This window comes from Sphingomonas sp. GlSt437 (assembly GCF_048015635.2).
GTDB lineage: Bacteria > Pseudomonadota > Alphaproteobacteria > Sphingomonadales > Sphingomonadaceae > Sphingomonas.
Genome location: NZ_JBPGYA010000001.1, coordinates 784,714 through 808,714, shown reverse-complemented (window position 1 = coordinate 808,714; position 24,001 = coordinate 784,714). Strand labels below are relative to the sequence as shown.

Sequence of the window (24,001 nt, the reverse complement as noted above, 5' to 3'; positions counted from 1 at the left end):
GGTCAATGCCTTTCAAATCGCGTTTCGAGGAGCGGGATGGCTTGCTATTGCATCGGGGATCACAAACGCGGTCACCACGCTGGTGAACGGCACGTGGTTGGCGTCGACCAACTCGATCAGGACTTTATGGGAACCGGGCGGAAAGCCGTTGAGGATCAACGGCTCTCCACTGGCGTCGGCCCAATGCCAAGGCAAATCATTAATGGTCACATGGATGTGGCCGATGCGGGGGCTGACTTCGGTCGCCTTGGGGCCGAACACGGGCACGATCCGCAAGTTTTCGGCGCGATACTGGATCACAACGCGCCCGAAGGACAACGGTCCCGGCAATGGCGGGTCGACAATCAGCCGGGGTGCCGGTTGCTGACCGTCCAGCGGCACGACCCCGGCCTCGCCAAGAACATCGCGCGCGGTCATTGCTTGACGCTCCGATCAAGAAAATCGTGGATCATCGGCGCCATAACGTGGAGCTGATCCTCGAGCGCAAAATGGCCGGTATTCAGCAGATGGAATTCCGCGTTGGGGAGATCGCGGCGATAGGGGTCGGCGCCGGTCGCGGGAAAGATCTTGTCGTTCTTACCCCAGACGATCAGCGTCGGTGGCTGATACTTGCGGAAGAATGCCTGGAACTGCGGGTATAGAGCGACGTTGCTGCCATAATCGCGGAACAGGTCGAGCTGGATATCCTTGTTGCCCGGGCGGTCGAGCAAGGCCTGATCGTGCTGCCAGTTGGCGGGATCGATCCGTGACACATCCTCCATGCCATCGGTGTATTGGAACTTGGTCGTTTCCGGCGCAACGAGGACCGAGAGGGCCGCGCGCGTCTCCGGCGATCGCTTCGCCCAATCTGCTTTGATCGGATCCCAGAAGGCGCCAAGGCCTTCTTCATAAGCGTTGCCGTTCTGGACGATCAGCGCGCTGACCCGTTCGGGGTGCTTGAGCGCAAGACGATAGCCGACCGGCGCGCCATAATCGAACAGGTACATGGCATAGCGGTCAACGCCGATCTGCCCGAGCAGGGCGTCGATCAGCGTCGCGTAGTGCGCAAAGCTATAGTCGAACTTTGCGTGATCGTGCGCATCGCGCCGCGCCGCGCCGCCGTGCGCGACGTTGACCGAACGGTCGCCACGGTCGCGCAAGGCAATCGAGGGCGCTCTTCAATCGATGCGCATCTGCGGCATGACCCCAGTGCGACGCAAGCGTTCGCCGAAGCCCATGTCCGGCGGCTTGAGATGATGCGGCGCGCGGGTATCGGCATCGAGCGCGATGCTGACGGGTCCTGGTCCATTCAAGCGGATCATCTCGACCGGGCGATCGCCTACGAAATGCGAGCTCTGCGTGATCGCCCGGTCGAGATCGAGACCTTGTCGGCGCTGCCGATCGCGCAGCTTGAGACCGCCGATGCCGCAACCTGGCTGGACCGGGAAATCGGTGCCGCTGCGCGGCTGCCCGTGCGTGACGCCGGGTTTGGCCGCGAGGTGCGTTCGGCGCTCGATGCACGGCGACAATGGCTGGTCGAGCGGGAACTAGCCGACGTGGACGGGGGAAAGGTGCGGCTGCGCGCCAACGCGATGATGCTGCTGCAACGCCGGGAATTGCTCGTAGCCGGAGAGCGGCTCGCCGATGAGCTGAGCAAGTCCTTCGTCGAGGCAAAGATGGGCGGCGCGGTGGAGGGGCGGCTGACCCGGCGCGTCGATCTAGCGAGCGGCCGGTTTGCGCTCGTCGAGCACTCGCGGGAATTTACGCTCGTGCCATGGCGACCGGTACTCGAACGACAGATCGGAAAATCAGTCGGCGGGATAATGCGGGCGGAAGGAGTCAACTGGCGGTTCGGGCGAGACCGTAGCGGCCCAACGATTTCGTGACTGCTTTGCGCCCCAAACGCGGACATTCAAAACAATTGTCTAGGTATCTGAAAGCTGACGTTGAACGGGTAGTCGCCGAAGGCCGGCATTGAGGTGGTCTGGTGCTCGGCGGCTTTCGAGTCAGCGTTAGCTGAAGCGGCAATCCGCCGGCTGGCGTTGTCCCGCAGCATCTTTATGTCTCTAATATTCCCATTAGGCTCTTGCTTTACGATGTGAGCAGGCTGTCTGTACCGCAAACGCGCGCAGCGACACCGGTTCGCTGAGCGTGTTAAGATCTCCTTTAAAAGAAAATTTGGCGCAGATGCGACCTTACAGTGTTGTTTACTCCATCCGCCGACTTGGGCAAACTCTAAGGCGCCCTGCGCTAATCCTTTTAACCCGTTATTGACCTAATTCTGTCCTCTGATCCGATTGACCGTCTCTCGCCCCTTAGCAACCTTATTCGTAGGACCTAACGATTCGCATTGGCGGGTTTGATGCCCCCATAAGCGTGTTCCGGAACGGTGCCTGAGTGAGTTTGAGGGGTGTCCGGATTGAACGTCCAATCGCAACGCAGCTTGGACCTTAGGTAATGGGTGCAAAATGTTTTTTTACCGAAAGATGGTATCGTTTTGCATTGCAGCGACTTTAGTAAAGGTCGCTTTAATCCAGCCCGATATCGCTGATGCTGGAGCTAAACACTCTAGAGCTCAACCATCTGGTGTCGCGCCGCATCAGACCTGGGCAATCCCAAGCACCGCTCTCCCCGCCGACCCCGACGTCACCTTCGGCACGCTGCCCAATGGCATGCGCTACGCGATCCAGCGGCATGAGGCGCCAAAGGGTGAGGTGTCGATCAGGTTCAGCGTTCGTGGTGGCGCCAAGGACGAGAGCGATGCGGAGCGGGGCGCTGCCCACTTCGTCGAACATATGGCGTTCAACGGCTCCAAGAACATTCCCAACGGCCAGCTCCTGCCGATGCTCGAGCGACTGGGGCTGTCGTTCGGGCGGGACACCAATGCGGAAACGGCATTCGACCACACCACGTACAAGCTCGATCTCCCCAAAGCCAAGCCCGACACTCTCGATGCGGGCTTCCTGATCATGCGCGAGATTGCCGGCAACCTGACGATCGCACCCGATGCGGTGGAGCGCGAGCGCGGCGTGATCGTCTCGGAAGCGAGCTTTCGCAACGACGCCAACCGCCGCCGCTTAGAGAATGTGTTGACCGCTGAGCTGCCCGGCAACCGGCTGGCGCTTGCGGTACGCGCCGACCCGGACCAGATCCGCAGGATTTCGGCGCAAAGCCTCCGCGCTTTCTACGAGGCCTATTATCGCCCCGATCAGGCGACGCTCGTTATTGTCGGCGATGTCGATCCGGCCAGCATCGAGAAGAAGATCATCTCGGTCTTCAGTGATTGGAAGCCTGCTGGCGCCGCGGGCAGCGACTATCGCGGTCCGGTTGCGCAAGCGGCAGCGCCCACGATCGCCAGCTTTGTTGACCCCGCCATCCCCGACATCGTCCAGTTCGAGCGCGCGCGCGCCTACACGCCGCCCGCCAACACAGTCGAGGAGGAGCGGCAGAAACTCCTCGAGACGATCGCGGGAACCGCGGTCGCCAACCGGCTCCAGCCCGTCGCGCTCGCAAAGGACAGCCCTATTCAGGGCGCGCAGTTTTCGCGGCAGGATCTGGCGCGCAATGCTCAACTCTTCGGCCTCTATCTTATCGCCAGGGATGGCCGGTGGCAGGATGCAGTCGCGATCGGCGAGCAGGAATTGCGGCGCGCTTATCTCTACGGCTTTGCCAAAGGCGAGATCGACGAGATTAAGGCGAACATCCTCAGCGCGCTGAGCAATGCGGCCGCTCAGAAGGATGGCCAAAGGAATGGCGCGATTGCGGAAGGGCTCATTTCCAATTCGCTGGAAAACGCCGTGCCGACGTCCCCGGATTTCGACCTTGCCTTCTACAAATCGATCGAGTCTTCGATCACCGCCGAAGCGGTCACCGCCGCCTTCAAGAGCGCTTGGCAGGGCAAACCGACGCTGGTCCATGTATCAGCTAAGACGCCGATCGAAAATCCGGCGGCGACGATCGCGGCGTTGATTGCCAAGAGCGAGCAAGTCGCGGTGGCGCCAACCGCCCAGGCGGCGACCAAGGCGTTCGCCTACGACAATTTCGGCCAAGCCGGCCAGGTGGTTTACGACAAGACGATTGCCGACCTTGGCATCCGCACAGTGCGGTTTGCCAATGGGCTTGAGCTGAACCTCAAGAAGACCAATTGGGAACCTGCCAAGGTTGCTTTCGAGATGGATGTGGGGCAGGGGGCGTCGACATTCCCCGCAGATCAGCCGGGGCTGTTCGTGATGGCGGGCATCCTGCTGCCCCAGGACGGGCTCCAGGCTCACGATGCGACCGAGCTGCGCCGCATTCTGGCGGGCCACCAGGTATCGCTGGGGATCAACGCCGCGCCCGACGCGCTGACCGCCGCGGGCAGCGTCGCGACCAGCGATCTCGATCTCCAGTTGAAACTCCTCGCCGCGCGGCTCAGCGCAACCGGGTTCCGCGCCGAGACGGCCGCGCAATGGGGTCCGTTCTCGCAGACGGTCAGCAAGGCGCTATCCGCCCAGCCGACCCAAATCTGGCAACTCGCGCTCAATTACGTCCTGACCGGCGGTGACGGCCGGACAGGATTGCCGTCGCCCGATGCTCTCACGAAGCTCGGTTTCGACCAGATGAAGGCGGCGGTGGCGCCACAGCTCGCCAATGGGCCGGTATCGCTGTCCCTCGTCGGTGACTTTGACGAGGATGCAGCGATTGCGGCTGTGGCGAAGACGCTGGGCGCGCTGCCCAAGCGCGAAGACCGCAAGCACGGGGCCACGCCTGTCGCGCCCATCGCGTTCAAGGCACATGGCACGGTAACGCTCAGTCATAGCGGGCAGCCGGATCAGGGCGTTGTCTCGATCAGCTGGCCAACGACCGACGATCACGACCTGAAAGCCGCCCTCACGCGCGACCTGCTGGCGCAAGTGATGAACATAGAGGCGATCGAGATTGTCCGTCAGAAGCTGGGAGCGACCTACACGCCACAGGGCCTGTCCTATGACCAGCCGGTTTTTGAAGGCTATGGACACCTCACGCTGGTCGCCACGGCGAAGCCGCAGGACATGGACCCCGTTGAAGCTGCATTCCGCCAAATCGCCGCCGATGTCCGCGACAAGCTGATCGCCGCGGACCTGCTGACCCGCGCACGCGAACCGATATTGACGAATTATGCGCGGACGGATGGCCAGAACGAAGCCTGGGTAGGCTCAGTCAATTACGCGCAGAGCTGGCCGGAACGGCTGGACCGTCGCCGTCAACGCGCCGACATTCTGAAGTCGATCACGACCGAGGACCTGCAAGCAGCGGCGCGACGCTATCTGGTCGACAACAAGTCCGTTGCCATTCGCGTTGTATCTGCTTCGCAGGACGCAAAATAACTTCGGCGGTCGGATCAACTCGATAAAATTAGCTGCTGTCCGGGGTCAAGCGGACAGACCATGGGAGACACTCTCTGAGAGAGAGGCCCATGTTTGGGAAGCGATGGCAGGCCCTGAGTTCCACTTGGTGGTCTGGTAGTTAACCTCCAAACGAGCGTCGGCTGCGTAATCAGCTCAAACATTAGTTTGATCAGTGCGACGCCATCTGCGTCCATGGCACCCAATTGCTGGCGCGGCCTTTATGCGCCTCAATGTCGGTCGTTGAAAAGCCAATTCCCTCGTCCTGAAAGCAGCCGCAAAGGAAGTGGCACAGGAAGTGGCGCAACCGGCATCGTTCGATCGGCATACCGCGGAACCAGGCATAAGAAACGTCTATGCCATATCGACTTGTTAGATGGGCGTCATAGGGGTAGGGGGTATCCCTATGGGACATCTTTCGAGCAGCAATGCCGACCTCGTGGCACGTGTGCGCAGAATTACCGGCCAGGTGGCGGCGGCTGAGCGGGAGCTTATGGCCGAGGCTTCGTGCACAAAGGTACTTCACTTGGTCGCTGGGATTCGCGGCGCGGTGAACGGCTTGATGGACGAGATCATCGCCGAACATCTCGAACAGCATGTGTCACGCGCGGGACTTACCGACGAGGAGCGTGCCGAAGGTGCCGACGAATTGTTGGCCGTGATCCGACGCTACGCCAAATAGGGAAACGCCCCATGGAAACCGTTTTGGATACCGCTTCGCTCACCCACGACCACAATTTTCTTGGGGTTGCGCATGATGCCAATGCGCGCCGCACGCTCTGGGTTGTTGTCCTCACCACGGTGATGATGATCGTTGAAATTTCGGCAGGGTATTTCACAGGTTCAATGGCGCTGCTCGCCGACGGCTTCCACATGGCGACCCACGCCGGCGCGCTGTCGGTGGCCGCCGGTGCTTATGCGTTTGCGAGACGCAACGTTGCCAGCCAGCGGTTCAGCTTTGGGACGGGCAAGGTCGGCGACCTCGCCGGGTTCGCCTCTGCGCTGGTCCTTGGTTTGGTCGCGCTTGGCATCGGGGTCGAGTCGGTATTACGACTGCTTCAACCCGCCGTTGTCGATTTTGGCACCGCGACCTGGATCGCGTTGGTGAGCTTGCTAGTCAACATCGTCAGCGCCTTGCTACTTGGCCATGGCCACTCGCATAGCCATGACCATCATGAACACCATCACGGCAACGCCGCACACAGCCGCGACAACAACCTGCGATCAGTCTATGTTCACGTCCTATCCGATGCGCTGACCTCGGTCCTTGCCATCGCCGCCTTGCTCGCCGGGCGCTATCTCGGCTGGGTGTGGATGGATGCCGTCATGGGCATCGTCGGCGCGATCGTGATCGCTCGCTGGTCATTGGGTCTCATGCGCGACACCGCTGCCGTCCTCCTCGACACGACCGACGATCATGTGGCTGGCGAGATACGCGCGTTGGTCGAGGGTCCCGGCGATGCTTCGATTACCGATCTTCACGTCTGGCGGGTCGGTCCTGAAGCGCATGCCGCGATCGTAAGCGTCACTGGAGCCGATCGAGCGGCCGTTCGTCGCCGCCTTGCGCAAGTTCATGAGATCGCGCACCTGACCATAGAGGCGCATTGATACCAAGCGCTGGCGGCAAGGGGAGGCTGACAGCTTGGCGTAAGCGCATTCGTCAGACTATTTGCAGGCCTTAACGATCGCCCGGCTATCCTGAATGAACCAGGCGTGGAGACGAGCTCCACCCCTGTCCCCCTACAAGCTTTTAGAAATGCCGACGAAGAAGCCGCGGCGCGGGCCATATTGGGGCGCGCCCACACCAACGCCCGACCCGTCGCGGATTTCATAGACATGATCGCCGACGTTGATGACGTCGAAGCGCAATTCGATCCCGGGCTTGGCCAGCCGATAGCTCGCTGTGAGGTTCACTTGCGCATAGGGCCGGATATGCGCGCCGTTCGGCACCTTGGTGCCGTCAGGAAGCGTCAGGCCGCGCCGCAGCCCCGAGCCATAGACGAAGCTGCTGCCCAGCTTCAGTCCCTGAAGCCCGCCGGTGAATGCGTAAAAGATACCTCCCGATCCGGTGACACGCTGGTCGTGATCCAGAAAGATATAGTTGTTGCGGATATAGGCGAGATCGTCGGGGCTGAAGTTGAATTCGCTCGAGACGATGTTCAGGCCCTTGGCGCGGGCATAGGCGATGTTGCCATAGATCAGCCAGCCGGCATGGTTGTAGCTGATATTGCCTTCGACACCGTCAATGCGGCCACGCGCGTAATTGAAGGGCGTCAGAATGATCGGCGCACCGAACTGGCCTTCGTCGATCAGGTTGCGCGAGCGGCGATGGAAGGCGTCGATGCCGAAGGTGATCCCGCCGCCAAGCACTTGCTGGAAACCAATATCGAAATAATTCTGGCGCTCGGCGAATGGCGTCGTGTTGGGCACGGTCCCGTCGGGGTTGACGTTGGTCGGCGCCGCGCTCGTCCCCAGAAACTTGGCGATTGTCGGTGAGGCGACAAGCTCGAACGGCGCAGGCGAAAAATAGCGCGCATAACCGGCATGAATGGTGGTGCCCGTCGCCGGCTGGAACACGATGTTCACGCGTGGGCTGAACTGGCTTTCTGATCGGTAGCCGTCATAATGATCAAAGCGGCCGCCGAAGTTGACGGTCACGCCTTTCAATGGCCGCCACTCGTCCTGGAGATAGGCGCTGTAAGTCCATTCGGTCGCGCCGCCGTTATCGACGATGCCGATCGGCTCACCGCTTTGCGCGCCAGTGTTATCGACCGGAAAAACCTGGGTGGTTGTGCGGCTGGTTCCGTGGTCACGAGTGATGAGCGCGCCGCCTCGGATCGTGTGCGCGGTGCTGACCCGATAAGAGAAGTCGAGTTGGGTGCCGACGGTGAAATCCCGCTTCGCGGCGCGTTGCGCCTGACCGTTGAAGAGAAGCTCGCCGAGCACATCGGGTCGATAGTCAAGCGAGGAATAGCGAGCAAAGGCGGAGGCTTGCAGCGTCAGCGGACCAGCGTCGTGGAGGTATGCAAACTGGCCGAAGCCGGTCTTTTCCAACTGCGTTTCGTTGAGCTGTTCGCTCGCGAAGGCGGTACGGCCGCCGACACTATAGCCGGGGCCGTCGACCGCCGCGTTAAGCCCGCGCGGGTTGGGAATCTGGAACCATTGGTTCGAATAACCCCCGACGAACGAAATGCGGTTTTCGTTGTCGATGATGTGATCGACATAAGCAAAGGCTTGATATTGGTTGGTTTTGTCGTGGAGGGGGATGACGGAGGAGTCGACCCCCTCAATCCCGCGCGCGCTGTGACGATAGTCGCCGGACACGAAGAAATTGGTCGAGCCGCTGTGCCCGCCATAGTTGAAACTTGGCTGGACGGTGTCGAAGCTGCCGCCATAGATGCCGACTTGTCCGCCATTGTCGAACAAACCGCTCTTGGTGGTGATGTCGATAATACCGGCGGTGCGCAGGCCATATTGCGCCGGTAGCGCTCCGGTCAGCAGGCTGAGCCGATCTACCAGTCTCGGCGACAGCGTCTGGCCGAATACGGCGAGCCCCTCGGGCAGGATCGTGCCGTTGATACGGTATTGAAGGTTATTGTGGTCGTCTCGAACGTGGAACTGGCCAAAACCATCCTGCACCACGCCGGGTAATTGGAGCAGGACCTGGTTCAGCTGTTGGTTCTCTCCGCCCGGCAGCGCCTGGATAGTACCGCCTGTAATGGAGTAGCTGGTGGCGCCAAGGCTGGGCTGGACCGACGCTCGCGCCTCGTCGAGGCGACGTGCGGTGATGACGATCTCGGAAGGCGCTTTGGGCTGGGCGGCTTTCTCGGTTCCCGCCGCTGTTTGATCGGACTGTGCGGTCGCGGTCGCCTGCGCATGGGCGGATGTCGCAGCCTGCCCGAGCAACATAGCAGCTGAAGCAATGAGGTGATGACGATAGCGCATGGAAGCCCCTTGGATGTTCCTCGCAGGCTCGTAGACTTGATACCTTGTCTCCCCGCCATGGCGCGCATTCCCGATTTTCTCGGGAAAAATTCCCGATTGCACCGCACGGGGCGCAATCCCGAAACCCTGTGCTAATCTCGCCACATGTTGTCGCTCCGGGCTCGGGTCATCGCGTTGGTCGCCTTGGTGTTGCTGGTCAGTGGCACGACCTATCTGGGCATCGCTTGGGAGAGCGCGCGCGCGAATCTCCACGCCGAACTGGACGGTGCCTTGAAAGGAGCAGAGAAGACGGTTCGCTCGTCATTCGAGGATGTTCCCCGCTCCGACCATCCCGATCGCGACCTTCGCCAACTGATCGCGACATTCGATGGCAACCGCCACGTCCAGGCACTGATGACGGATCAATCCGGTCGAGTTCAGGCACGCTCGGCCCTGGAAACGCCTATTCGACAGACACCAGAGTGGTTCCAAGCCTCGCTCGCGCCATGGCCGGGAACCAAATCCATGCTGGTCCCCAACCGAGCCGAGTGGCGCATCCTATTGCGGCCAAATCCCTCCAGCGATTTGGCGGTGTTGTGGGCTGCCGCCCGCAGCGGAGCGATGATCGCCACGGTGGCGGTAGCGGCGGGGCTCGCACTCATCTATTGGGTGATTGGTCGCGCGCTGTCGCCGCTCGCCGAGCTTGCCTATGGCTTGAATGCGATCGGTGACGCTGACTTCGGCAGCCGCGTCGACGAGCGGGGCCCGCCAGAGCTTCTCCCCCTGCAGCGTGGCTTCAATGCGATGGCGGCGCGCCTTGCCCATGCCGACGAGCGCAATCGAGCGCTCGAAGCACAGCTTCTGACGATCCAGGACGAAGAACGCGCCGAGATCGCTCGCGACCTTCACGACGAAATCGGGCCGCATCTGTTCGCGGTCGCACTCGATGCCGAGCTGATCGGCCGGAGAGCTGCTGAGGTTCAGGACGACGGCATCGTCGGCCAGGTGCATTCGATCCAAAGCGCGGTGAGCTACATGCAGCGACAGGTTCGCGAGCTCATTGCACGGTTGCGCCCGACCAAGGCGTCGGAGCTTGGGCTGAAGTCCGCCCTTGATGACGTGGTTACGTTTTGGCGTAGACGGCGTCCCGAAGTGGCTTTTTCTGCCCAGTTCGATTTCCTCGACGGCGATCTGCCCGAACCACTTGGCGATGTGATTTATCGCGTAGTTCAGGAAGCGACCGCAAATGCGCTTAGGCATGCGCAGACGCTCGCGCTGACAATCGCGGTCAAGGGACAAGCCGATGCCGTGATCGTCCGGGTAAGGAACCGCGGAAAGATCAACCCCAAGACCGCGCCAACGACCGGGCTTGGCATCGCCAGCATGCGCGAGCGGGTTCAGAATATTGGTGGAACGCTCGACATCGACCGTGCGCAGGAAGGCTGGACGGTGCTCGCGCGCATTCCTCTCTCCTCGGCAGCCGACAAATGAACATCCTCGTTGTCGATGATCATGCCATCGTACGCGATGGTCTCCGCCGCTTACTTAGCGGTCTGTTCGACGGACAGATCATCGAGGCAAGCAGTGGACGCGAGGCGCTTGGCATAGTCCGCGCCCAACCCGTCGACCTGGTTCTCCTCGATATGAACCTGCCCGACCTAGGCGGCCTGGAGTTGCTCAAACGCCTCCTGACGTTTGTGCCGGGCCTTTCGATCCTGGTGCTGAGCATGCACGCCGAGACCATCTATGTCAGCCGCGCGCTGGAAGCCGGTGCGCGCGGGTACGTCAGCAAGAACATTGCCCCCGACGAGCTCGTGGCGGCGGTGCGGCAGGTGGCGGCTGGCAAGCGCTACGTCGAAAGCGAACTGGCGCGAGCGCTCGTTTTCGCGCCGGTGCCGAGTGCGGAGCCGCTGGAGCAGCTGACCAGTCGAGATATCGAGATTATGCGCCAGCTCGCGAAGGGCCGCAGTCTCAGCGAGATCGCCGACGCACTGGGGCTGGGCTACAAGACCATCGCGAACACGTGCACCCAGATCAAGGCGAAGCTTGGTGTCGCAAGGACCGCCGATTTGGTCAGGATCGCGCTCGAGGCGGGGATTTCGTGAACTGAAGGACGGGCGATAATCATCGGAACCAGATGTAAAGCTGCGGAGAATTTCTGTGTTCGTATTGTTGCGACTCCGCGTTCGAAGAAAATTGTGTGGTGCTGGTTAACCGTCGTGGGCAACTGAGCAAAGGATCGGCGATCCCAGAAGCCGACATTCAGCGCTGCGGCCGAACCCTTTGCCTCTAATGAGGAAGCATGATCGGCGGATGGCGCAGTCGCCCGCCGATCCGCTTCTCAGCTCACTTGCCCAGGAGCACCGCCGGGTCACCGTCAAACCAGGCGCATTGCACGTCGAGCGTGGCGATCCGCCTCAGGCCGCCTTCCTGCCGCATCTCCGCGGTGTAGCGGTTCTTCATCACGCAGCGGCGGCTATGGTCGTTCGGGGGGAAGTGGGCCGCTTCGACGATCGCCTTTAGCACCACCCGGTTGCCCTCGACCAGAAAGCGTGGATTGGTGACGACATGGGTCGTGTCGAGCAGGCCGACGGTGGCCGTCAGCGTCGATACGATCGCGTCGCGACCGGTCAGCACCGGGAAGTCGATCCCCATCGTCCGCGCGGCGGGGCCGAAATCGATGACAGAGTCGGCGGTGACGGCGCTCTCGAGCAGTTCGGCGCTGTTCTCGTCGATGCCGGCACCGAGACGGTAAAGCGCGTCGGCGATGGCAAGGCGGTCGGCAGTGGTCAGGTCGTTGGTCATTGATACCTCCGTTGTCGGTGCCGCCGGTGTGCGCGCGCTGGCGCCTGACGATAATCCGTCATATTGTCGAAGCTCTGTTAACTGCAGAGACACAATAGGATGGACTCGGGCGAACTCGAGGTCTTCGCGGCGGTGGCCAATCTGCGAAGCTTCAGCGCAGCGGCCCGGCGCCTGACGCTGACGACGGCAGCGGTCTCCAAGGCGGTCGCGCGGCTGGAGGCGCGGCTCGATACGCGGCTGTTCACCCGCACCACGCGGCGCGTCGTGCCGACGTCCGAGGGCGAGGAGCTGTACGCCCACGCGCAGGACATTCTCGCCCGCATCGCCGAGGCGGAGAATCTGGTCGCGGGCGGGGCGGCCGGGCTGCGCGGCGAGGTGCGGATCAGCGCACCAGTGCTGCTCGGCCAGCAGGTGCTGGCGCCGCTGCTCGCCGAACTACGACTGAGCCACCCGCAGATCATCATCGACCTGCGGCTGACAGACGAAACCGTCGATCTGGTGCGCGACGGTATCGATCTCGCGCTGAGGCTCGGCGAACTTGCTGACAGCGGGCTGATCGCACGACGACTGGCGACGACGCGTTTCGTCACCTGCGGATCGCCCGCCTACCTGGCGCGTCACGGAGCGCCGCAAACGATCGACGATCTCGCAGACCACAGCTGCGTGACCTATGTCGTACAGCGGACCGGACTGCCGTTTGCATGGCAATTCGCGTCCCGATCGTTCGAGCCGACGCGCTCGGTAATTGTCGGCGATGGCGGTGCGAACCGCGCCTGCGCGGTGGCCGGACTCGGCATCATCCAGGAGGTCGATCTGGCGGTCGCGCCCGATCTTGCGGCGGGCGCACTCGTGCCCGTCCTGAACCACGAGGCCGTCGAGGGGCCGCCGCTGTCGCTGGTGCAGCCCGCCGGTCGCTTCGCGACACGGCGCGTCCGCGCGGTCGCGGAGTATCTCGCGGCAGCGATGCGACGCCGGAAGTAGATCAGCACCAGCCCGTGGGTGCTAAGCGCGACTGAGCCAGCTCATCATCACCGGGCACACGACGGCGCGGCTTAATCCGGCCGCCGCAAGGTATTCCGAGTCATCGACCAAGTCGGCCAGCCACTGTGGCGTTTCCACAGTGCGCCGCCCGCCAGCAATGCGCCTCAGTTTCGGACATCCCACTCGCGCCAATATCGGACCGTAAGCTGAACGTCCGCTCTGCCGGCCCTAGCGCCAGAAGCTGCCAGTCCGCCTCCGGCCCAATTGCTGTCGTTGGACCCGCCTAGCGGGAAGCTGTCCGCTGTGACCTCGGACGGGTATCCAGCGACACCAAACAGGGCCTAACGCGAATCCCCTATCGAAGAGAAATTGGCCAGCGCTCGCGCCCTAGTGCGGGCAGAGGCTCGCATGACTCCTACCAAGCTCCTGATCGGCCAGATCATCGTCGTGTTCGCGATCGTGCTCGCGGGCATCTGGGCAGCGACGCAATGGGCAGCCGCCGCGCTCGCCTACCAGCCCGAGCTCGGATCGCCATGGGCGATTATCGGCGGCGTCCCGATCTATCGTCCCTGGGCAATCTTCCCGTGGTGGTATCACTTCGATGCCTACGCCCCGCACGTCTTCGACCGGGCCGGCACGATCGCTGGCGCGAGCGGCTTCATCGGCTGTGGGGCGGCAGTGGCGGGGTCGTTGTGGCGCGCGCGCCAGCGGCGCAATGTCACGACCTACGGCTCGGCACACTGGGCCTCTGACCGCGAGACGGCAGCCGCTGGACTCTTCAGCGACCATGGCATCTTCCTCGGTCGCGTTCGTGAGCGCTATCTCCGCCACGACGGCCCGGAGCATGTCATGGCCTTCGCGCCGACGCGGTCCGGCAAAGGCGTCGGCCTTGTAGTGCCGACCCTTCTCGGCTGGTCGGGCTCGACCGTCATCCACGACATCAAGGGCGAGAACTGGCAGCTGACGGCTGGCTGGCGTGCGCGCTTCTCGCACTGCCTGCTGTTCAACCCGACCGATGCCCGATCCGCGCGGTACAATCCTCTGTTCGAAGTCCGTCGCGGCGCGGACGAAGTGCGCGACGTCCAGAACATCGCGGACATCCTCGTCGATCCGGAAGGTGCGCTGGACCGACGCAATCACTGGGAAAAGACAAGCCATTCGCTGCTCGTCGGCGCAATCCTCCACATCCTCTATGCCGACGCCGACAAGACGCTCGCGCGTGTAGCGACCTTCCTGTCCGACCCGCAGCGATCGTTCGTCGAGACGCTCCGCGTCATGATGACGACCAATCATCTCGGAACGACCGACGCGCCGATTGTCCATCCGGTCGTCGCATCGGCAGCGCGCGAGCTGCTCAACAAGAGCGAGAACGAGCGTTCCGGCGTCCTGTCCACGGCGATGTCGTTCTTGGGCCTCTACCGCGACCCGACCGTGGCGGCGGTGACCGCTGCATCCGACTGGCGCATCGCCGACCTGGTCGAGGGTGCTCACCCGGTGTCGCTCTACCTCGTCGTGCCGCCCTCCGACATTAGCCGCACGAAGCCCCTTATCCGCCTGGTCCTCAACCAGATCGGGCGCCGCCTCACCGAGCATCTTCACGCCCCCAACCCAGGCGAAGGCGCCAAGCCCGGCCGGCATCGCTTGCTGATGATGCTCGACGAGTTCCCCGCGCTGGGGCGTCTCGATTTCTTCGAGACGAGCCTTGCCTTTCTCGCGGGCTATGGGGTGCGCGCATTCCTGATCGCGCAAAGCCTCAACCAGATCGAGAAGGCTTACGGCGAGCACAACGCCATCCTCGACAATTGCCATGTCCGCGTCGCGTTTGCGACCAATGACGAGCGCACCGCGAAGCGCATCTCGGACGCACTCGGCACCGCGACCGAGCAGCGCGCAATGCGCAACTATGCCGGTCACCGGCTGGCGCCATGGCTCGCACATGTCATGGTCAGTCGACAGGAGACCGCGCGGGCACTGCTGACGCCGGGCGAGGTTATGCAGCTGCCGCCGACCGACGAGCTGGTGCTCGTCGCCGGGCATGCACCCGTGCGCGCCAAGAAGCTGCGCTACTATGAAGATCGCACGTTCAAGGCACGCATCCTGCCGCCGCCAGCTCTCACCGGCGAGTGTTATCCCGACCTGCCCCAGGCGCGGCCGGTCGACTGGCGCGATCATGTCCGTGGAACCGACGCGCGCTTGGGCGGGGGCGCGGAAGGGAGCGGCGAAGACACAGATGGCGGCCCAGAGCAGGTCCGGTACCCCGCCCACGAGATCGAGCCGGCGAAACCGGTCGACCTGGCACCCGCCGACGTGCTCGGCCTCCGCGACGATGACAGTGATACCGCCGTCGACAAGCGTGCCATGGACCAGGCCCGGTCACTGACTGTGTCGCGCACCGTCTACGCAGCCGACTCCGGATCGTTGCGTCCCGACGACCTGCAGCTGGGCTTCTGATCATGGTCGAGAAGATCCGCCACCAGCTGTTCCTTCCCAAGCCGCTCAGCGACCGGCTGGAGGTGTTGGCCGCCAAGCCCGGCACATCGAAGTCCGCGATCCTCGTCGACGCGGTGACGGCTTGGCTCAATCGCCGCGGCACCGCCGAGCTCGATGACCGGTTCGGGTTGCGGCTCGACCGGATGTCGAGTGCGCTCTCCCGCATCGAGCGCGATGGCCATGTCACGCTCGAGACGCTGGCGCTGTTCGTCCGGTTCGAGCTTTCGATCCAGGCGCCGCTTGCCGAGGGCGACCAGGCAGGCCGCGCGATGGCGGCCAAGCGGTTCGAGGCCTTCGTCGCCCAAGTCGGCCGCCAGGTCGCGGCGGGCACACGCACGCTTCAGCCGGAGCAATACCGATGAGCGGCTCGATCGCCAGCGACCGGCGGCGCACGATGCTGCGGACCGCCATGGGACCGGATATCGCCCTGGCGCTTGCCGACGCGCTGGTGGTCGAGATCATGGTCAACCCCGACGGCGCGCTACGGCTGGATCGTCTCGGTCAGGGTCGGGTCGATACCGGCGTCCGGATCGAGCCGGATCAGGTCGAGCGCATCATCCGGCTTGTCGCGGCACATGCCCGCGCCGAGATCCATGGCGACCGCCCGATCATCTCGGCCGAGCTGCCGCCCCATGCCGAGGGCCGTGCCGGCGAGCGCTTCGAGGGCGTGCTCCCGCCCGTCTCGACGGCCCCTTGCTTTTCGATCCGCAAGCCAGCCGAGCGACTCCACACCCTCGACGATTATGTCGCCGACGGGCTCATGTCCGAGGCCGCCGTCGATGTCCTGCGTGCGGCCATCACGCAGCGCCGCAACATCCTTGTCGCGGGGGGGACCAGTTCGGGCAAGACGACGCTTGCCAACGCGCTGCTCGCCGAGATGGGGTGGGTCGATGCGCGGGTGATCCTGATCGAGGACACGCGCGAGCTGCAATGCCCGCTGCCGGATACCGTCGCGCTGCGCACGCGCCCGGGAATCGTGTCGATGACCGACCTCGTTCGCTCCACCATGCGGCTCAGGCCGGATCGGATCATCGTCGGCGAGGTCCGCGGCCCCGAGGCACTGGACATGCTGAAGGCGTGGAACACCGGCCATCCCGGTGGGATCGCCACCGTCCACGCGAACAGCGCGACCGCTGCCCTCTACCGCATCGAACAGCTGGTGCAGGAAGCAGTCGTCACCGTGCCGCGCCAGCTCATCGCAGAGGCCATCGACATCGTCGTGTTCATCGCCGGCCGCGGCACGCAGCGCCGGATCGCCAGCATCGCCCGGGTCGGCCCGCTCGACCCGGACACCGGCGCCTACGCGCTCACCGAGTTTCTCAAGACCCCCAACCAAGGAGATCGATCATGACCGCCATCAGTATTCCCGACCGTCGCGCTTGGCTCCTCGGGGCCGCCATCATCGGCCTCGGGCTGGTGATCGCCAGCAACGCGCATGCCGCCGGTACCGGCATGCCTTGGGAGCAGCCGCTCCAGCAGGTGCTCGATTCCGTGCAAGGGCCCGTCGCCAAGATCGTCGCGGTGATCATCATCATCACGACCGGCCTGACGCTTGCCTTCGGCGAGACGGCCGGCGGGTTCCGGCGGCTGATCCAGATCATTTTCGGCCTCTCGATCGCGTTCGCGGCATCGAGCTTCTTCCTGTCGTTCTTCAGCTTCGGCGGCGGAGCGCTGATCGCGTGAGCGAGGGAAGCGACAACGGCCACATCGCCGGCTTCGAGGTGCCCATTCACGCAAGCCTCGGCATTGCCATCCTGCTGGGCGGCGCGCCACGCGGCCTCGCGATCGTCAACGGCACGCTTGCCGCCGCGATCGGCCTGGGCTTGCAGCAATGGATCGCGGGGATCGTCATCTGGGCGGTCGGGCACAGCATCGCGGTCTTCGCGACCCGGCGCGACCCGTCGTTCGCGCCTGTTCTCGTCCGCCATCTCAGACAGAAGGGCTATCTCGCATGCTGAGCTTGGCCGAATATCGCCATCGCGCCGATCGTCTCGCCGACCATCTGCCCTGGGCGGCGTTGGTGGCGGAAGGCGTCATCCTCAACAAGGACGGCAGCTTCCAGCGGACGCTGTCGTTCCGCGGCCCCGATCTCGAGAGCGCGACCGAAGCCGAGCTGGTGTCGGCATGCGCTCGCGCCAACAATGTCCTCAAGCGCTTCGGCACCGGATGGGCGCTGTTCTTCGACGCCGAGCGCCGCGAAGCGCTCGGCTATCCGACGAGCAGCTTTCCTGACCCGGCTTCGTGGCTCGTCGACGAGGAACGGCGGGCGCGGTTCGAAGCGGATGGGGCGCATTTCGAGAGCCGCTACCATCTGACGCTTGTCTGGCTGCCCGCCTCCGACGGCGCCGATGCCGCCGGGCGTTCGTTGATCGAACGGCCAGAGGCTGGGAGCGCTGGTCGTGACTGGCGTGGTGCGCTGGGGACATTCATCGCCGAGACCGATCGCGCGCTCGACCTGTTCGCAGCCTTCATGCCCGAGGTGCGGGCGCTCTCATCCGAGGAGACGCTGACCTATCTGCACGACACGATCTCGACACGCCACCACCGGGTCGCGGTACCCGAGACACCGATGTACCTTGACGCGCTGCTGGCGGACACGCCGCTGGTCGGCGGACTCGAGCCGATGCTCGGTGATCGCCACCTTCGCACGTTGACAGTCATCGGCTTTCCCAATGTCAGCCGGCCCGACATTCTCGACGCGCTCAACGAGGCCGACTTCGCCTATCGCTGGGTCACGCGGTTCGTCGCTCTCGATAAGACCGATGCGACCAAGCTCCTCACCAAGCTGCGACGCCAGTGGTTCAACAAGCGCAAGTCGGTCACCGCGCTGCTGCGCGAGGTCATGTATAACCAGCCGACGCAACTGCTCGACAGCGACGCCGACAACAAGGTGGCGGATGCCGACCTGGCGCTTCAGGCGCTTGGCGGCGATCATGTCGCGTTCGGCTTTCTGACCACGACCATCACCGTCAGTGACGAGGACCGCGCGGCCGTCGAAACCAGAATGCGGCAGGTCGAGCGGATCGTCGGCGGCCTCGGCTTCACTTGCCTTCGCGAGGGCGTGAACGCGGTCGAGGCGTGGCTGTCATCGATCCCGGGCCATGTCTATGCGAACGTCCGCCAGCCGATCGTCCACACGCTCAACCTCGCCCATCTGATGCCGCTGTCATCGGTCTGGGCGGGTCCGATCGCCAACGGTCATCTCGAAGGGCCGCCGCTGCTGGTTGCTCAGACCAGCGGATCGACGCCATTCCGGCTGTCCACGCATGTGGGTGATGTCGGCCACATGATGGTCGTCGGCCCTACCGGTGCCGGCAAGTCGGTGCTGCTGACTCTGATCGCGTTGCAGTTCCGGCGCTACCCCGACGCTCAGGTCTATATCTTCGACAAGGGTTTCTCGGCGCGGGCCGCCGTTCTGGCGATGGGCGGCGCCCATCACGCGCTCGGCGCCGACGCCGGATCAGACGGAGCGCTCGCATTTCAGCCCCTAGTGCGGATCGACGACCCGACTGAGCGCAGCTGGGCGGCCGAATGGATCGCCGCATTGCTCGATGCCGAGCGAGTGATCGTCACGCCCGAGGTGAAGGACGCGGTATGGTCGGCGCTCGGCAGCTTGGCGTCGGCACCGCCCGCCGAGCGGACGATGACGGGGCTGGCCCTGCTGCTCCAGTCCAATGCGCTGCGCACCGCGATCCAGCCCTACACACTCGACGGCCCGCACGGCCGGCTTCTCGACGCAAGCGAGAGCGGTCTGGAGTTCGCCGACGTCCAGTGTTTCGAGACCGAGGCGCTGCTCGGACAGGCGAGCGTCGTGGCGCCGGTCCTGACCTACTTGTTCCACCGCCTCGAAGAACGGTTCGATGGCCGGCCGACGTTGCTGATCCTCGACGAAGCCTGGATCTTCCTCGACCATCCGCTCTTCGCCGCGCGCATCCGCGAGTGGCTGAAGACTCTGCGCAAGAAGAACGTCGCGGTCCTGTTCGCAACGCAGAGCCTAGCCGACATCGCCGGCAGCAGCATCGCACCAGCCATCATCGAGAGCTGCCCGCACCGAATTCTCTTGCCCAACGATCGTGCGATCGAGCCGCAGGGCCGGGAAGCCTATGCGAGGTTCGGCCTCAACGACCGCCAGATCGAACTGATCAGCCGGGCGACGCCCAAGCGCCACTATTACCTCCAATCTGCGCGCGGGAACCGCGTGTTCGAACTCGGTCTCGGACCAATTGCGCTGGCTCTGTGCGGTGCATCCGACCCCACCAGCCAGCGACGCATCAACACCATCCTTGCCGAAGTTGGTCCTCACGAATTCACCGAGCGGTTTCTGAGAGACGCAGGCCTCGGCTGGGCCGCTGACCTGACTGCTTCCTATCCTGTGCAATGATCAGACCAGGCATGCTGCAACGGCGGAAAATGGGCCGGCGTCAGACTGGCAGCTCGTCCGATCAAAGTCGACTAAACCGGACTTCCCCAGTTTTGACCGCCCATCAGGTTTGAGCCGACCTCGATCCAAATCCGTCGACTGCTACCAGCGACGCTCATCACCATGGGCCTCGCGATCGATCCATTGGCCAATGCCATCATAGCGCTGCGCGATCTCGTAAATCGAGCGGCGGTCGCCTTCCGAGCATTCATGCCGCTGTCTATCTTCCAAGCGATCGATCGCATTGTGAATGCGCGCCGCATCGTCGTCGTCGATTTCATCCTCATCGACTTCATGGCGCAGCCGCGCCTCCAGGGCATGGGCTCGGGCGCCGGAACATACGGATTGAACCAGGCCATCATCGCGATAGTGCCATCCATAGTCGCCATCATTACCGATGTAGAGACTGAAGGTCTGGGCATTTGCCGCGCTTGCGACCAACGCACATGCCCCGACTACAGCCAGACCAATCATTTTAGGCATAAGACCTCCTCGACCACGGAGCGATTACCTTGAATATTGGCATAGCTCACCTTCCCGAAAGCCAAGCTGAATGAAGCGTTGTGGCCTGTTCAGCTTGGCGGCGTGGCCTCAGCTCGAAACGGTGGTCTTCGGGCCGTCGACGGCGGACCTGACGGCAACGCCGTCAGGTCCGCGCACGCCATGGGACTAATAGCAATTGTCGCGGGCGACTTCGCGACCGAGCAGTGCCCCGGCGCCAGCACCAAGGATCGTACCGGTTGCATGATCGCCTCTTGGATCGAGCGCGCGGCCAATAAGCGCACCGCCAGCGCCGCCCAGGATCAAGCCCGTTGTGTCGTTGCGGTGGCACCGATTATAGGGGCGATAGTCGCGATAATAGCCTTGATCCTGATAATAGCCGTGATCGCGATAATGACCATAAGCATGACCCCAATGATGACCATGGTCATGATCCCAGCCATCATCGTCATCGCCGTCGTACCAGCCGTGGTCATGGGCAATGGCAGGGCTCGGCAATGCGGTAATGGGGACAACGGCCATCGCCGCGGCAAGCATGATCTTACGCAACATGATACTCTCCTGTTTGCCTCTAGACGGACCGAGAAATAGCTACATGAGACTGGCACCAAACTGAACATATTGGTTAGCTATTGTTCAGCTTGTTCAACGACATCGCGTATATGAAACGGCTCGTCGCAGTCCGACTGGCCCAACCTCCAACGGCACGGATTTGACCAAGTGATTTAATGAGGTTTGGGGCTTCGTCGTAGTGACAAGGGAACGAAGATGAAGCCCCAACGCTCTTTGAAAAAATCGCCGACCAGGGCTCGTGCGGGAGCGGTGGTGAAAAACATCCGCCGACAGACCCGGCGGCATTTTTCGCCCGAGAGAAAATGGAGTCGAGCCGCGTTGTCTATTTCGTAGGTTCAATGCCTCAGCGACTCCCTCACCATATTGCTTGGGGTCACACCGCCTTGCTGTCATCCCCCAGTAAATAGGCGAGCCGCTGTAGGCTCGGCCGTATCTTTAGGAACAATCGGTAGCTCCATTCCAAAGTCATCAATACAAAGGGAACGCGTGCTGCTAATCCGAGCGGCCGGAGGATCGGAATTGCACGCCACATTGCCGCGAACGCGGCGGCCCCAGATAGTAATTGTCCTTCTTCGCTCGCGTGAAACCGGGACAATAATTCCTGGCGGTCAACCGGACATTCTTGGTTCGTTGACGACACTACATTGATGAATGTGATCCGTTGCCGTCGATCGAGGCGCCGCATCAAGGCAACCTCGCGTCGACACAAGGGGCATCCGCCATCATACCATACCAAAATTTTGTTGTTTGGATACATACCAGCTGCCCTAGGTTTTCGTCGCGTTGTCGGCTAATGATGCTACGGAAGGCACTGCCAAGCAAATGCCTCCTGTTAGTTGCGCTTGGATTTTCTTCACGTAGCAATCTCGCATTGAAGAGGCAGAATTAGCAGAAATGTTCTCGCGATGGATCCGGCCAATGTTGTCAGAGCAAATTGGCGGGGCCGAATTCGAGCAACCTCCGGCCTCTCAATTCTCACGTTCGGAGGCCTTACGAGAGCATATGTCGGAACCAGACGGACGGGTTCGGTAGCAACAACAGTGCTGGCCAGACTGTCACGTTCACCTAACAATGCTCAGCTAGTCACTTTCGATTTTCAACCAAAACAGTGACGGCTTTTCGGTCCGGTCGGTTCGCCGCAAAACAACCGCGTATAGGTTGCAAAGCCGCCGTTCGCGTACTGCTTGATCAGAGGTTGGGTATCCCCATAGCCATTCAAGATGGGCCGATACGCATTCCAACCCTTGTTTTGTTGGCCAGACTTGAGCAGTAGTCGAGAAGATATGTAGAATGGATGACGGTTGGTAGTGAGCGATTGGTTCCCGCGGCGCTGGCAGCGCCAGTTTGGGCTTGCGTTCCCAAAAAACAGAACATACGTGCCGATTAGGATGGACCCGCGCCGCAGCTATTTGTTTTCGTTATCCTTTTTTGGCTAAGTATGGCGTTGGCCGCATGGTGCGGTTTTGCATGTTCATTTTTTTGCCCGCTTAACTGACGGGGAGCGTGGTCCGTCGTCGATTTGACTTGGGCGACGGCACGACCGAAACTGCGGCTGCTTGGAAGAGGTATGTGTGGAAAAGCGTGAAATGAGTACCGACCCCATCAAGATTACCCATTTCTCGACTGCCGAAATAAGCCCCGCCGAACGCTACGAGACGTGGCTGAACTGGGGTTGGCCACGCACCTCACAGATATTCCGCACCACTCCGACCGAACCGTTCAACACTGAGTGGCAAATGGCTATGCTCGGGGATGTCACTTTTCTCCGTACCGTGATCACCGGCATGCAGTATGAGCGGCGCATTCAGGACATCCGCCATTCGGACTTCGATCCGATCATTGTTAACATGATGGTGGATGGCTCTGCGCACGGCGTGCTCGGCGAACGCCAGTTTCATCAAGTTTCCGGCGACGTCCATTTTCATGATATAACGCAGCCGTCGCGCCACACATCGACACGCAGTCTCACCTATTCGCTCATCCTGCCACGATCGATCGCACTAGTCGCGTTCAATACGGTAACAGATCTCCATGGCATGGTCATCTCAGGGCCGTGTGCCGACCTGCTGCTCGCTCATGCGCGCCACTGCTGGGAAGCGCTACCGGCGCTTGATCAGGCCTGCGCAGTTCCGCTCGGTCTTTCATTCTTGAACCTGCTTCAGGTCGGGGTGCAGAGCCGACGTCCCAGGTCACCGTCCCTTACTGACCGAATATCACGGCTGCGCAACCGGGCCATTACTCTAATTGAAACCCGCTTGAACATGCCCTTGTCGTCCAACGACATTTGCGAGGAGCTGAAGGTTTCGCGCAAGGATCTGTTCGTTGCTTTCCGCAGCGATGGCGGCGTTCAATCCTACATTCGCACGAAACGGCTTGATCTGGCGCGCGATGCACTCACTGATGTCGAGCGACTGGAGCCGATCGGCACGATTGCATTGCGCTTCGGCTTCAGCGACGCATCGCATTTCAGCCGTCTGTTTCGAGCGCGTTTTGGGGTGCCGCCGCGCGATTATCGTGCGTGGATGGCCAGGGGTGATCAGCGGATAGAGACGTTGGCCGATCGCGACCAGATGTCGGCCTTCCCTCATTCTAAACGCTAGCCGTTGTTGAACCGCCGATAGGGCGGGTTTACGCGGCCGATTGGTCATCGCGATGGCCGAAAACTGGCCGGCCTGGCTGTGTGGCTGAGCTTTCTCGAATGCTGCGCATTTCAGCGGATCGCGTCGGGTCCTTTGAGCAAGCGCCCCGAGAATTTCAGGACACCACGGCGTCCCGCGTACCGAATTGTGACAGATTGACCCAGATGACGTCCCGAAAGGAACATACGTACCAAAATCGAGCTCCATACGTTCAAATGGCTTGGCAACTGTTCTGTTAACAAGCCGCGATTTCCGCACAAACCTGGCGGGTCAAGGGGGACATTACATGACGCGGTTGGGTTCGGTCGTTGGCGCGTACGCGGGTG

The 24,001-nt window shown here is 62.3% G+C and carries 22 protein-coding genes; 15 read left to right on the top strand and 7 right to left on the bottom strand.

Annotation, left to right across the window (positions count from 1 at the left end):
* Positions 1-12: 12 nt before the first annotated feature.
* Together ACLB0R_RS04150 and ACLB0R_RS04145 are read right to left on the bottom strand one after the other, a co-directional pair.
* The gene (locus ACLB0R_RS04150; protein ID WP_416642084.1) at positions 13-417 is read right to left on the bottom strand and encodes a DUF6130 family protein; all 405 of its coding nucleotides are present in this window, start codon (positions 415-417) and stop codon (positions 13-15) included.
* On the bottom strand, positions 414-1,139 hold the full coding sequence (locus ACLB0R_RS04145; protein ID WP_416642083.1) for an alpha/beta fold hydrolase: 726 nt from the start codon (positions 1,137-1,139) through the stop codon (positions 414-416). The genes ACLB0R_RS04150 and ACLB0R_RS04145 overlap by 4 nt, the downstream gene beginning before the upstream one ends.
* Between ACLB0R_RS04145 and ACLB0R_RS04140 the strand changes: the two genes are divergently transcribed.
* Positions 1,068-1,865, top strand: coding sequence for a DUF3363 domain-containing protein (locus ACLB0R_RS04140; RefSeq protein ID WP_416642082.1), 798 nt, complete (start codon positions 1,068-1,070; stop codon positions 1,863-1,865). The genes ACLB0R_RS04145 and ACLB0R_RS04140 overlap by 72 nt on opposite strands.
* A gap of 26 nt (positions 1,866-1,891) precedes the next feature.
* Here ACLB0R_RS04140 and ACLB0R_RS04135 read toward each other — a convergent pair whose 3' ends face one another.
* Positions 1,892-2,035, bottom strand: a complete 144-nt coding sequence (locus tag ACLB0R_RS04135; RefSeq protein WP_416642081.1) for a hypothetical protein — start codon at positions 2,033-2,035, stop codon at positions 1,892-1,894.
* A gap of 616 nt (positions 2,036-2,651) precedes the next feature.
* Between ACLB0R_RS04135 and ACLB0R_RS04130 the strand changes: the two genes are divergently transcribed.
* From ACLB0R_RS04130 to dmeF, 3 genes are all read left to right on the top strand, one after another.
* Positions 2,652-5,324 carry a M16 family metallopeptidase gene (locus ACLB0R_RS04130; protein ID WP_416642080.1) on the top strand — a complete coding sequence of 891 codons (2,673 nt, stop codon included), beginning with the start codon at positions 2,652-2,654 and terminating at the stop codon, positions 5,322-5,324.
* A 424-nt stretch (positions 5,325-5,748) separates the two neighbouring features.
* Positions 5,749-6,024 (top strand): metal/formaldehyde-sensitive transcriptional repressor, encoded by a 276-nt coding sequence (locus ACLB0R_RS04125; protein WP_416642079.1) that lies wholly within the window; start codon positions 5,749-5,751, stop codon positions 6,022-6,024.
* An 11-nt stretch (positions 6,025-6,035) separates the two neighbouring features.
* On the top strand, positions 6,036-6,950 hold the full coding sequence (gene dmeF / locus ACLB0R_RS04120; RefSeq protein ID WP_416642078.1) for a CDF family Co(II)/Ni(II) efflux transporter DmeF: 915 nt from the start codon (positions 6,036-6,038) through the stop codon (positions 6,948-6,950).
* A gap of 132 nt (positions 6,951-7,082) precedes the next feature.
* Here dmeF and ACLB0R_RS04115 read toward each other — a convergent pair whose 3' ends face one another.
* Positions 7,083-9,287 carry a TonB-dependent receptor gene (locus ACLB0R_RS04115; RefSeq protein ID WP_416642077.1) on the bottom strand — a complete coding sequence of 735 codons (2,205 nt, stop codon included), beginning with the start codon at positions 9,285-9,287 and terminating at the stop codon, positions 7,083-7,085.
* Between the two features lie 144 nt (positions 9,288-9,431).
* Here ACLB0R_RS04115 and ACLB0R_RS04110 point away from each other — a divergent pair, with 144 nt between their 5' ends.
* Entirely contained in the window at positions 9,432-10,757 is a 1,326-nt protein-coding gene (locus ACLB0R_RS04110; RefSeq protein WP_416642076.1) for a HAMP domain-containing sensor histidine kinase, read from the top strand.
* Positions 10,754-11,371, top strand: coding sequence for a response regulator (locus ACLB0R_RS04105; protein ID WP_416642075.1), 618 nt, complete (start codon positions 10,754-10,756; stop codon positions 11,369-11,371). The genes ACLB0R_RS04110 and ACLB0R_RS04105 overlap by 4 nt, the downstream gene beginning before the upstream one ends.
* Before the next feature lie 241 nt (positions 11,372-11,612).
* Here the strand turns inward: ACLB0R_RS04105 and ACLB0R_RS04100 are convergent, their stop codons facing one another.
* Positions 11,613-12,071, bottom strand: a complete 459-nt coding sequence (locus ACLB0R_RS04100; RefSeq protein ID WP_416642074.1) for a nuclear transport factor 2 family protein — start codon at positions 12,069-12,071, stop codon at positions 11,613-11,615.
* A gap of 99 nt (positions 12,072-12,170) precedes the next feature.
* On the opposite strand from ACLB0R_RS04100, the gene ACLB0R_RS04095 reads away from it, so the two are divergent.
* From ACLB0R_RS04095 to ACLB0R_RS04060, 8 genes are all read left to right on the top strand, one after another.
* The gene (locus ACLB0R_RS04095; RefSeq protein WP_416642073.1) at positions 12,171-13,052 is read left to right on the top strand and encodes a LysR family transcriptional regulator; all 882 of its coding nucleotides are present in this window, start codon (positions 12,171-12,173) and stop codon (positions 13,050-13,052) included.
* Positions 13,053-13,460: 408 nt separating this feature from the next.
* Entirely contained in the window at positions 13,461-15,503 is a 2,043-nt protein-coding gene (locus ACLB0R_RS04090; protein WP_416642072.1) for a conjugal transfer protein TraG, read from the top strand.
* A 2-nt stretch (positions 15,504-15,505) separates the two neighbouring features.
* Positions 15,506-15,904, top strand: coding sequence for a CopG family transcriptional regulator (locus tag ACLB0R_RS04085; protein WP_416642071.1), 399 nt, complete (start codon positions 15,506-15,508; stop codon positions 15,902-15,904).
* Positions 15,901-16,893 carry a P-type conjugative transfer ATPase TrbB gene (gene trbB / locus ACLB0R_RS04080; RefSeq protein ID WP_416642070.1) on the top strand — a complete coding sequence of 331 codons (993 nt, stop codon included), beginning with the start codon at positions 15,901-15,903 and terminating at the stop codon, positions 16,891-16,893. Before ACLB0R_RS04085 ends, trbB begins: the two co-directional genes overlap by 4 nt.
* A complete protein-coding gene (locus ACLB0R_RS04075; protein ID WP_416642069.1) occupies positions 16,890-17,225 on the top strand; it encodes a TrbC/VirB2 family protein in 336 nt (111 codons plus the stop codon). Before trbB ends, ACLB0R_RS04075 begins: the two co-directional genes overlap by 4 nt.
* Positions 17,222-17,500 (top strand): conjugal transfer protein, encoded by a 279-nt coding sequence (locus tag ACLB0R_RS04070; RefSeq protein WP_416642068.1) that lies wholly within the window; start codon positions 17,222-17,224, stop codon positions 17,498-17,500. The genes ACLB0R_RS04075 and ACLB0R_RS04070 overlap by 4 nt, the downstream gene beginning before the upstream one ends.
* On the top strand, positions 17,494-19,923 hold the full coding sequence (gene trbE / locus ACLB0R_RS04065) for a conjugal transfer protein TrbE (RefSeq protein WP_416642067.1): 2,430 nt from the start codon (positions 17,494-17,496) through the stop codon (positions 19,921-19,923). The genes ACLB0R_RS04070 and trbE overlap by 7 nt, the downstream gene beginning before the upstream one ends.
* Before the next feature lie 162 nt (positions 19,924-20,085).
* Positions 20,086-20,478, top strand: coding sequence for a hypothetical protein (locus ACLB0R_RS04060; protein WP_434953717.1), 393 nt, complete (start codon positions 20,086-20,088; stop codon positions 20,476-20,478).
* A 153-nt stretch (positions 20,479-20,631) separates the two neighbouring features.
* Here the strand turns inward: ACLB0R_RS04060 and ACLB0R_RS04055 are convergent, their stop codons facing one another.
* Complete coding sequence (locus ACLB0R_RS04055; protein WP_416642065.1) at positions 20,632-21,015, bottom strand: glycine zipper 2TM domain-containing protein; 384 nt, start codon at positions 21,013-21,015, stop codon at positions 20,632-20,634.
* Positions 21,016-21,409: 394 nt separating this feature from the next.
* Positions 21,410-21,793 (bottom strand): thiol-disulfide oxidoreductase DCC family protein, encoded by a 384-nt coding sequence (locus ACLB0R_RS04050; protein WP_434953716.1) that lies wholly within the window; start codon positions 21,791-21,793, stop codon positions 21,410-21,412.
* An 814-nt stretch (positions 21,794-22,607) separates the two neighbouring features.
* On the opposite strand from ACLB0R_RS04050, the gene ACLB0R_RS04045 reads away from it, so the two are divergent.
* Complete coding sequence (locus ACLB0R_RS04045; protein WP_416642063.1) at positions 22,608-23,636, top strand: helix-turn-helix domain-containing protein; 1,029 nt, start codon at positions 22,608-22,610, stop codon at positions 23,634-23,636.
* Positions 23,637-24,001 lie beyond the last annotated feature (365 nt).

What these genes read in the sequence shown, in the direction of transcription:
- ACLB0R_RS04150 (WP_416642084.1), bottom strand. Translation starts at nt 417, where the DNA reads ATGACCGCGCGCGATGTTCTTGGCGAGGCCGGGGTCGTGCCGCTGGAC.
- ACLB0R_RS04135 (WP_416642081.1), bottom strand. Translation starts at nt 2,035, where the DNA reads ATGCTGCGGGACAACGCCAGCCGGCGGATTGCCGCTTCAGCTAACGCT.
- ACLB0R_RS04130 (WP_416642080.1), top strand. Translation starts at nt 2,652, where the DNA reads ATGCGCTACGCGATCCAGCGGCATGAGGCGCCAAAGGGTGAGGTGTCG.
- ACLB0R_RS04125 (WP_416642079.1), top strand. Translation starts at nt 5,749, where the DNA reads ATGGGACATCTTTCGAGCAGCAATGCCGACCTCGTGGCACGTGTGCGC.
- dmeF (WP_416642078.1), top strand. Translation starts at nt 6,036, where the DNA reads ATGGAAACCGTTTTGGATACCGCTTCGCTCACCCACGACCACAATTTT.
- ACLB0R_RS04115 (WP_416642077.1), bottom strand. Translation starts at nt 9,287, where the DNA reads ATGCGCTATCGTCATCACCTCATTGCTTCAGCTGCTATGTTGCTCGGG.
- ACLB0R_RS04110 (WP_416642076.1), top strand. Translation starts at nt 9,432, where the DNA reads ATGTTGTCGCTCCGGGCTCGGGTCATCGCGTTGGTCGCCTTGGTGTTG.
- ACLB0R_RS04105 (WP_416642075.1), top strand. Translation starts at nt 10,754, where the DNA reads ATGAACATCCTCGTTGTCGATGATCATGCCATCGTACGCGATGGTCTC.
- ACLB0R_RS04100 (WP_416642074.1), bottom strand. Translation starts at nt 12,071, where the DNA reads ATGACCAACGACCTGACCACTGCCGACCGCCTTGCCATCGCCGACGCG.
- ACLB0R_RS04095 (WP_416642073.1), top strand. Translation starts at nt 12,171, where the DNA reads ATGGACTCGGGCGAACTCGAGGTCTTCGCGGCGGTGGCCAATCTGCGA.
- ACLB0R_RS04090 (WP_416642072.1), top strand. Translation starts at nt 13,461, where the DNA reads ATGACTCCTACCAAGCTCCTGATCGGCCAGATCATCGTCGTGTTCGCG.
- ACLB0R_RS04085 (WP_416642071.1), top strand. Translation starts at nt 15,506, where the DNA reads ATGGTCGAGAAGATCCGCCACCAGCTGTTCCTTCCCAAGCCGCTCAGC.
- trbB (WP_416642070.1), top strand. Translation starts at nt 15,901, where the DNA reads ATGAGCGGCTCGATCGCCAGCGACCGGCGGCGCACGATGCTGCGGACC.
- ACLB0R_RS04075 (WP_416642069.1), top strand. Translation starts at nt 16,890, where the DNA reads ATGACCGCCATCAGTATTCCCGACCGTCGCGCTTGGCTCCTCGGGGCC.
- trbE (WP_416642067.1), top strand. Translation starts at nt 17,494, where the DNA reads ATGCTGAGCTTGGCCGAATATCGCCATCGCGCCGATCGTCTCGCCGAC.
- ACLB0R_RS04060 (WP_434953717.1), top strand. Translation starts at nt 20,086, where the DNA reads ATGGGCCTCGCGATCGATCCATTGGCCAATGCCATCATAGCGCTGCGC.
- ACLB0R_RS04055 (WP_416642065.1), bottom strand. Translation starts at nt 21,015, where the DNA reads ATGTTGCGTAAGATCATGCTTGCCGCGGCGATGGCCGTTGTCCCCATT.
- ACLB0R_RS04050 (WP_434953716.1), bottom strand. Translation starts at nt 21,793, where the DNA reads ATGTATCCAAACAACAAAATTTTGGTATGGTATGATGGCGGATGCCCC.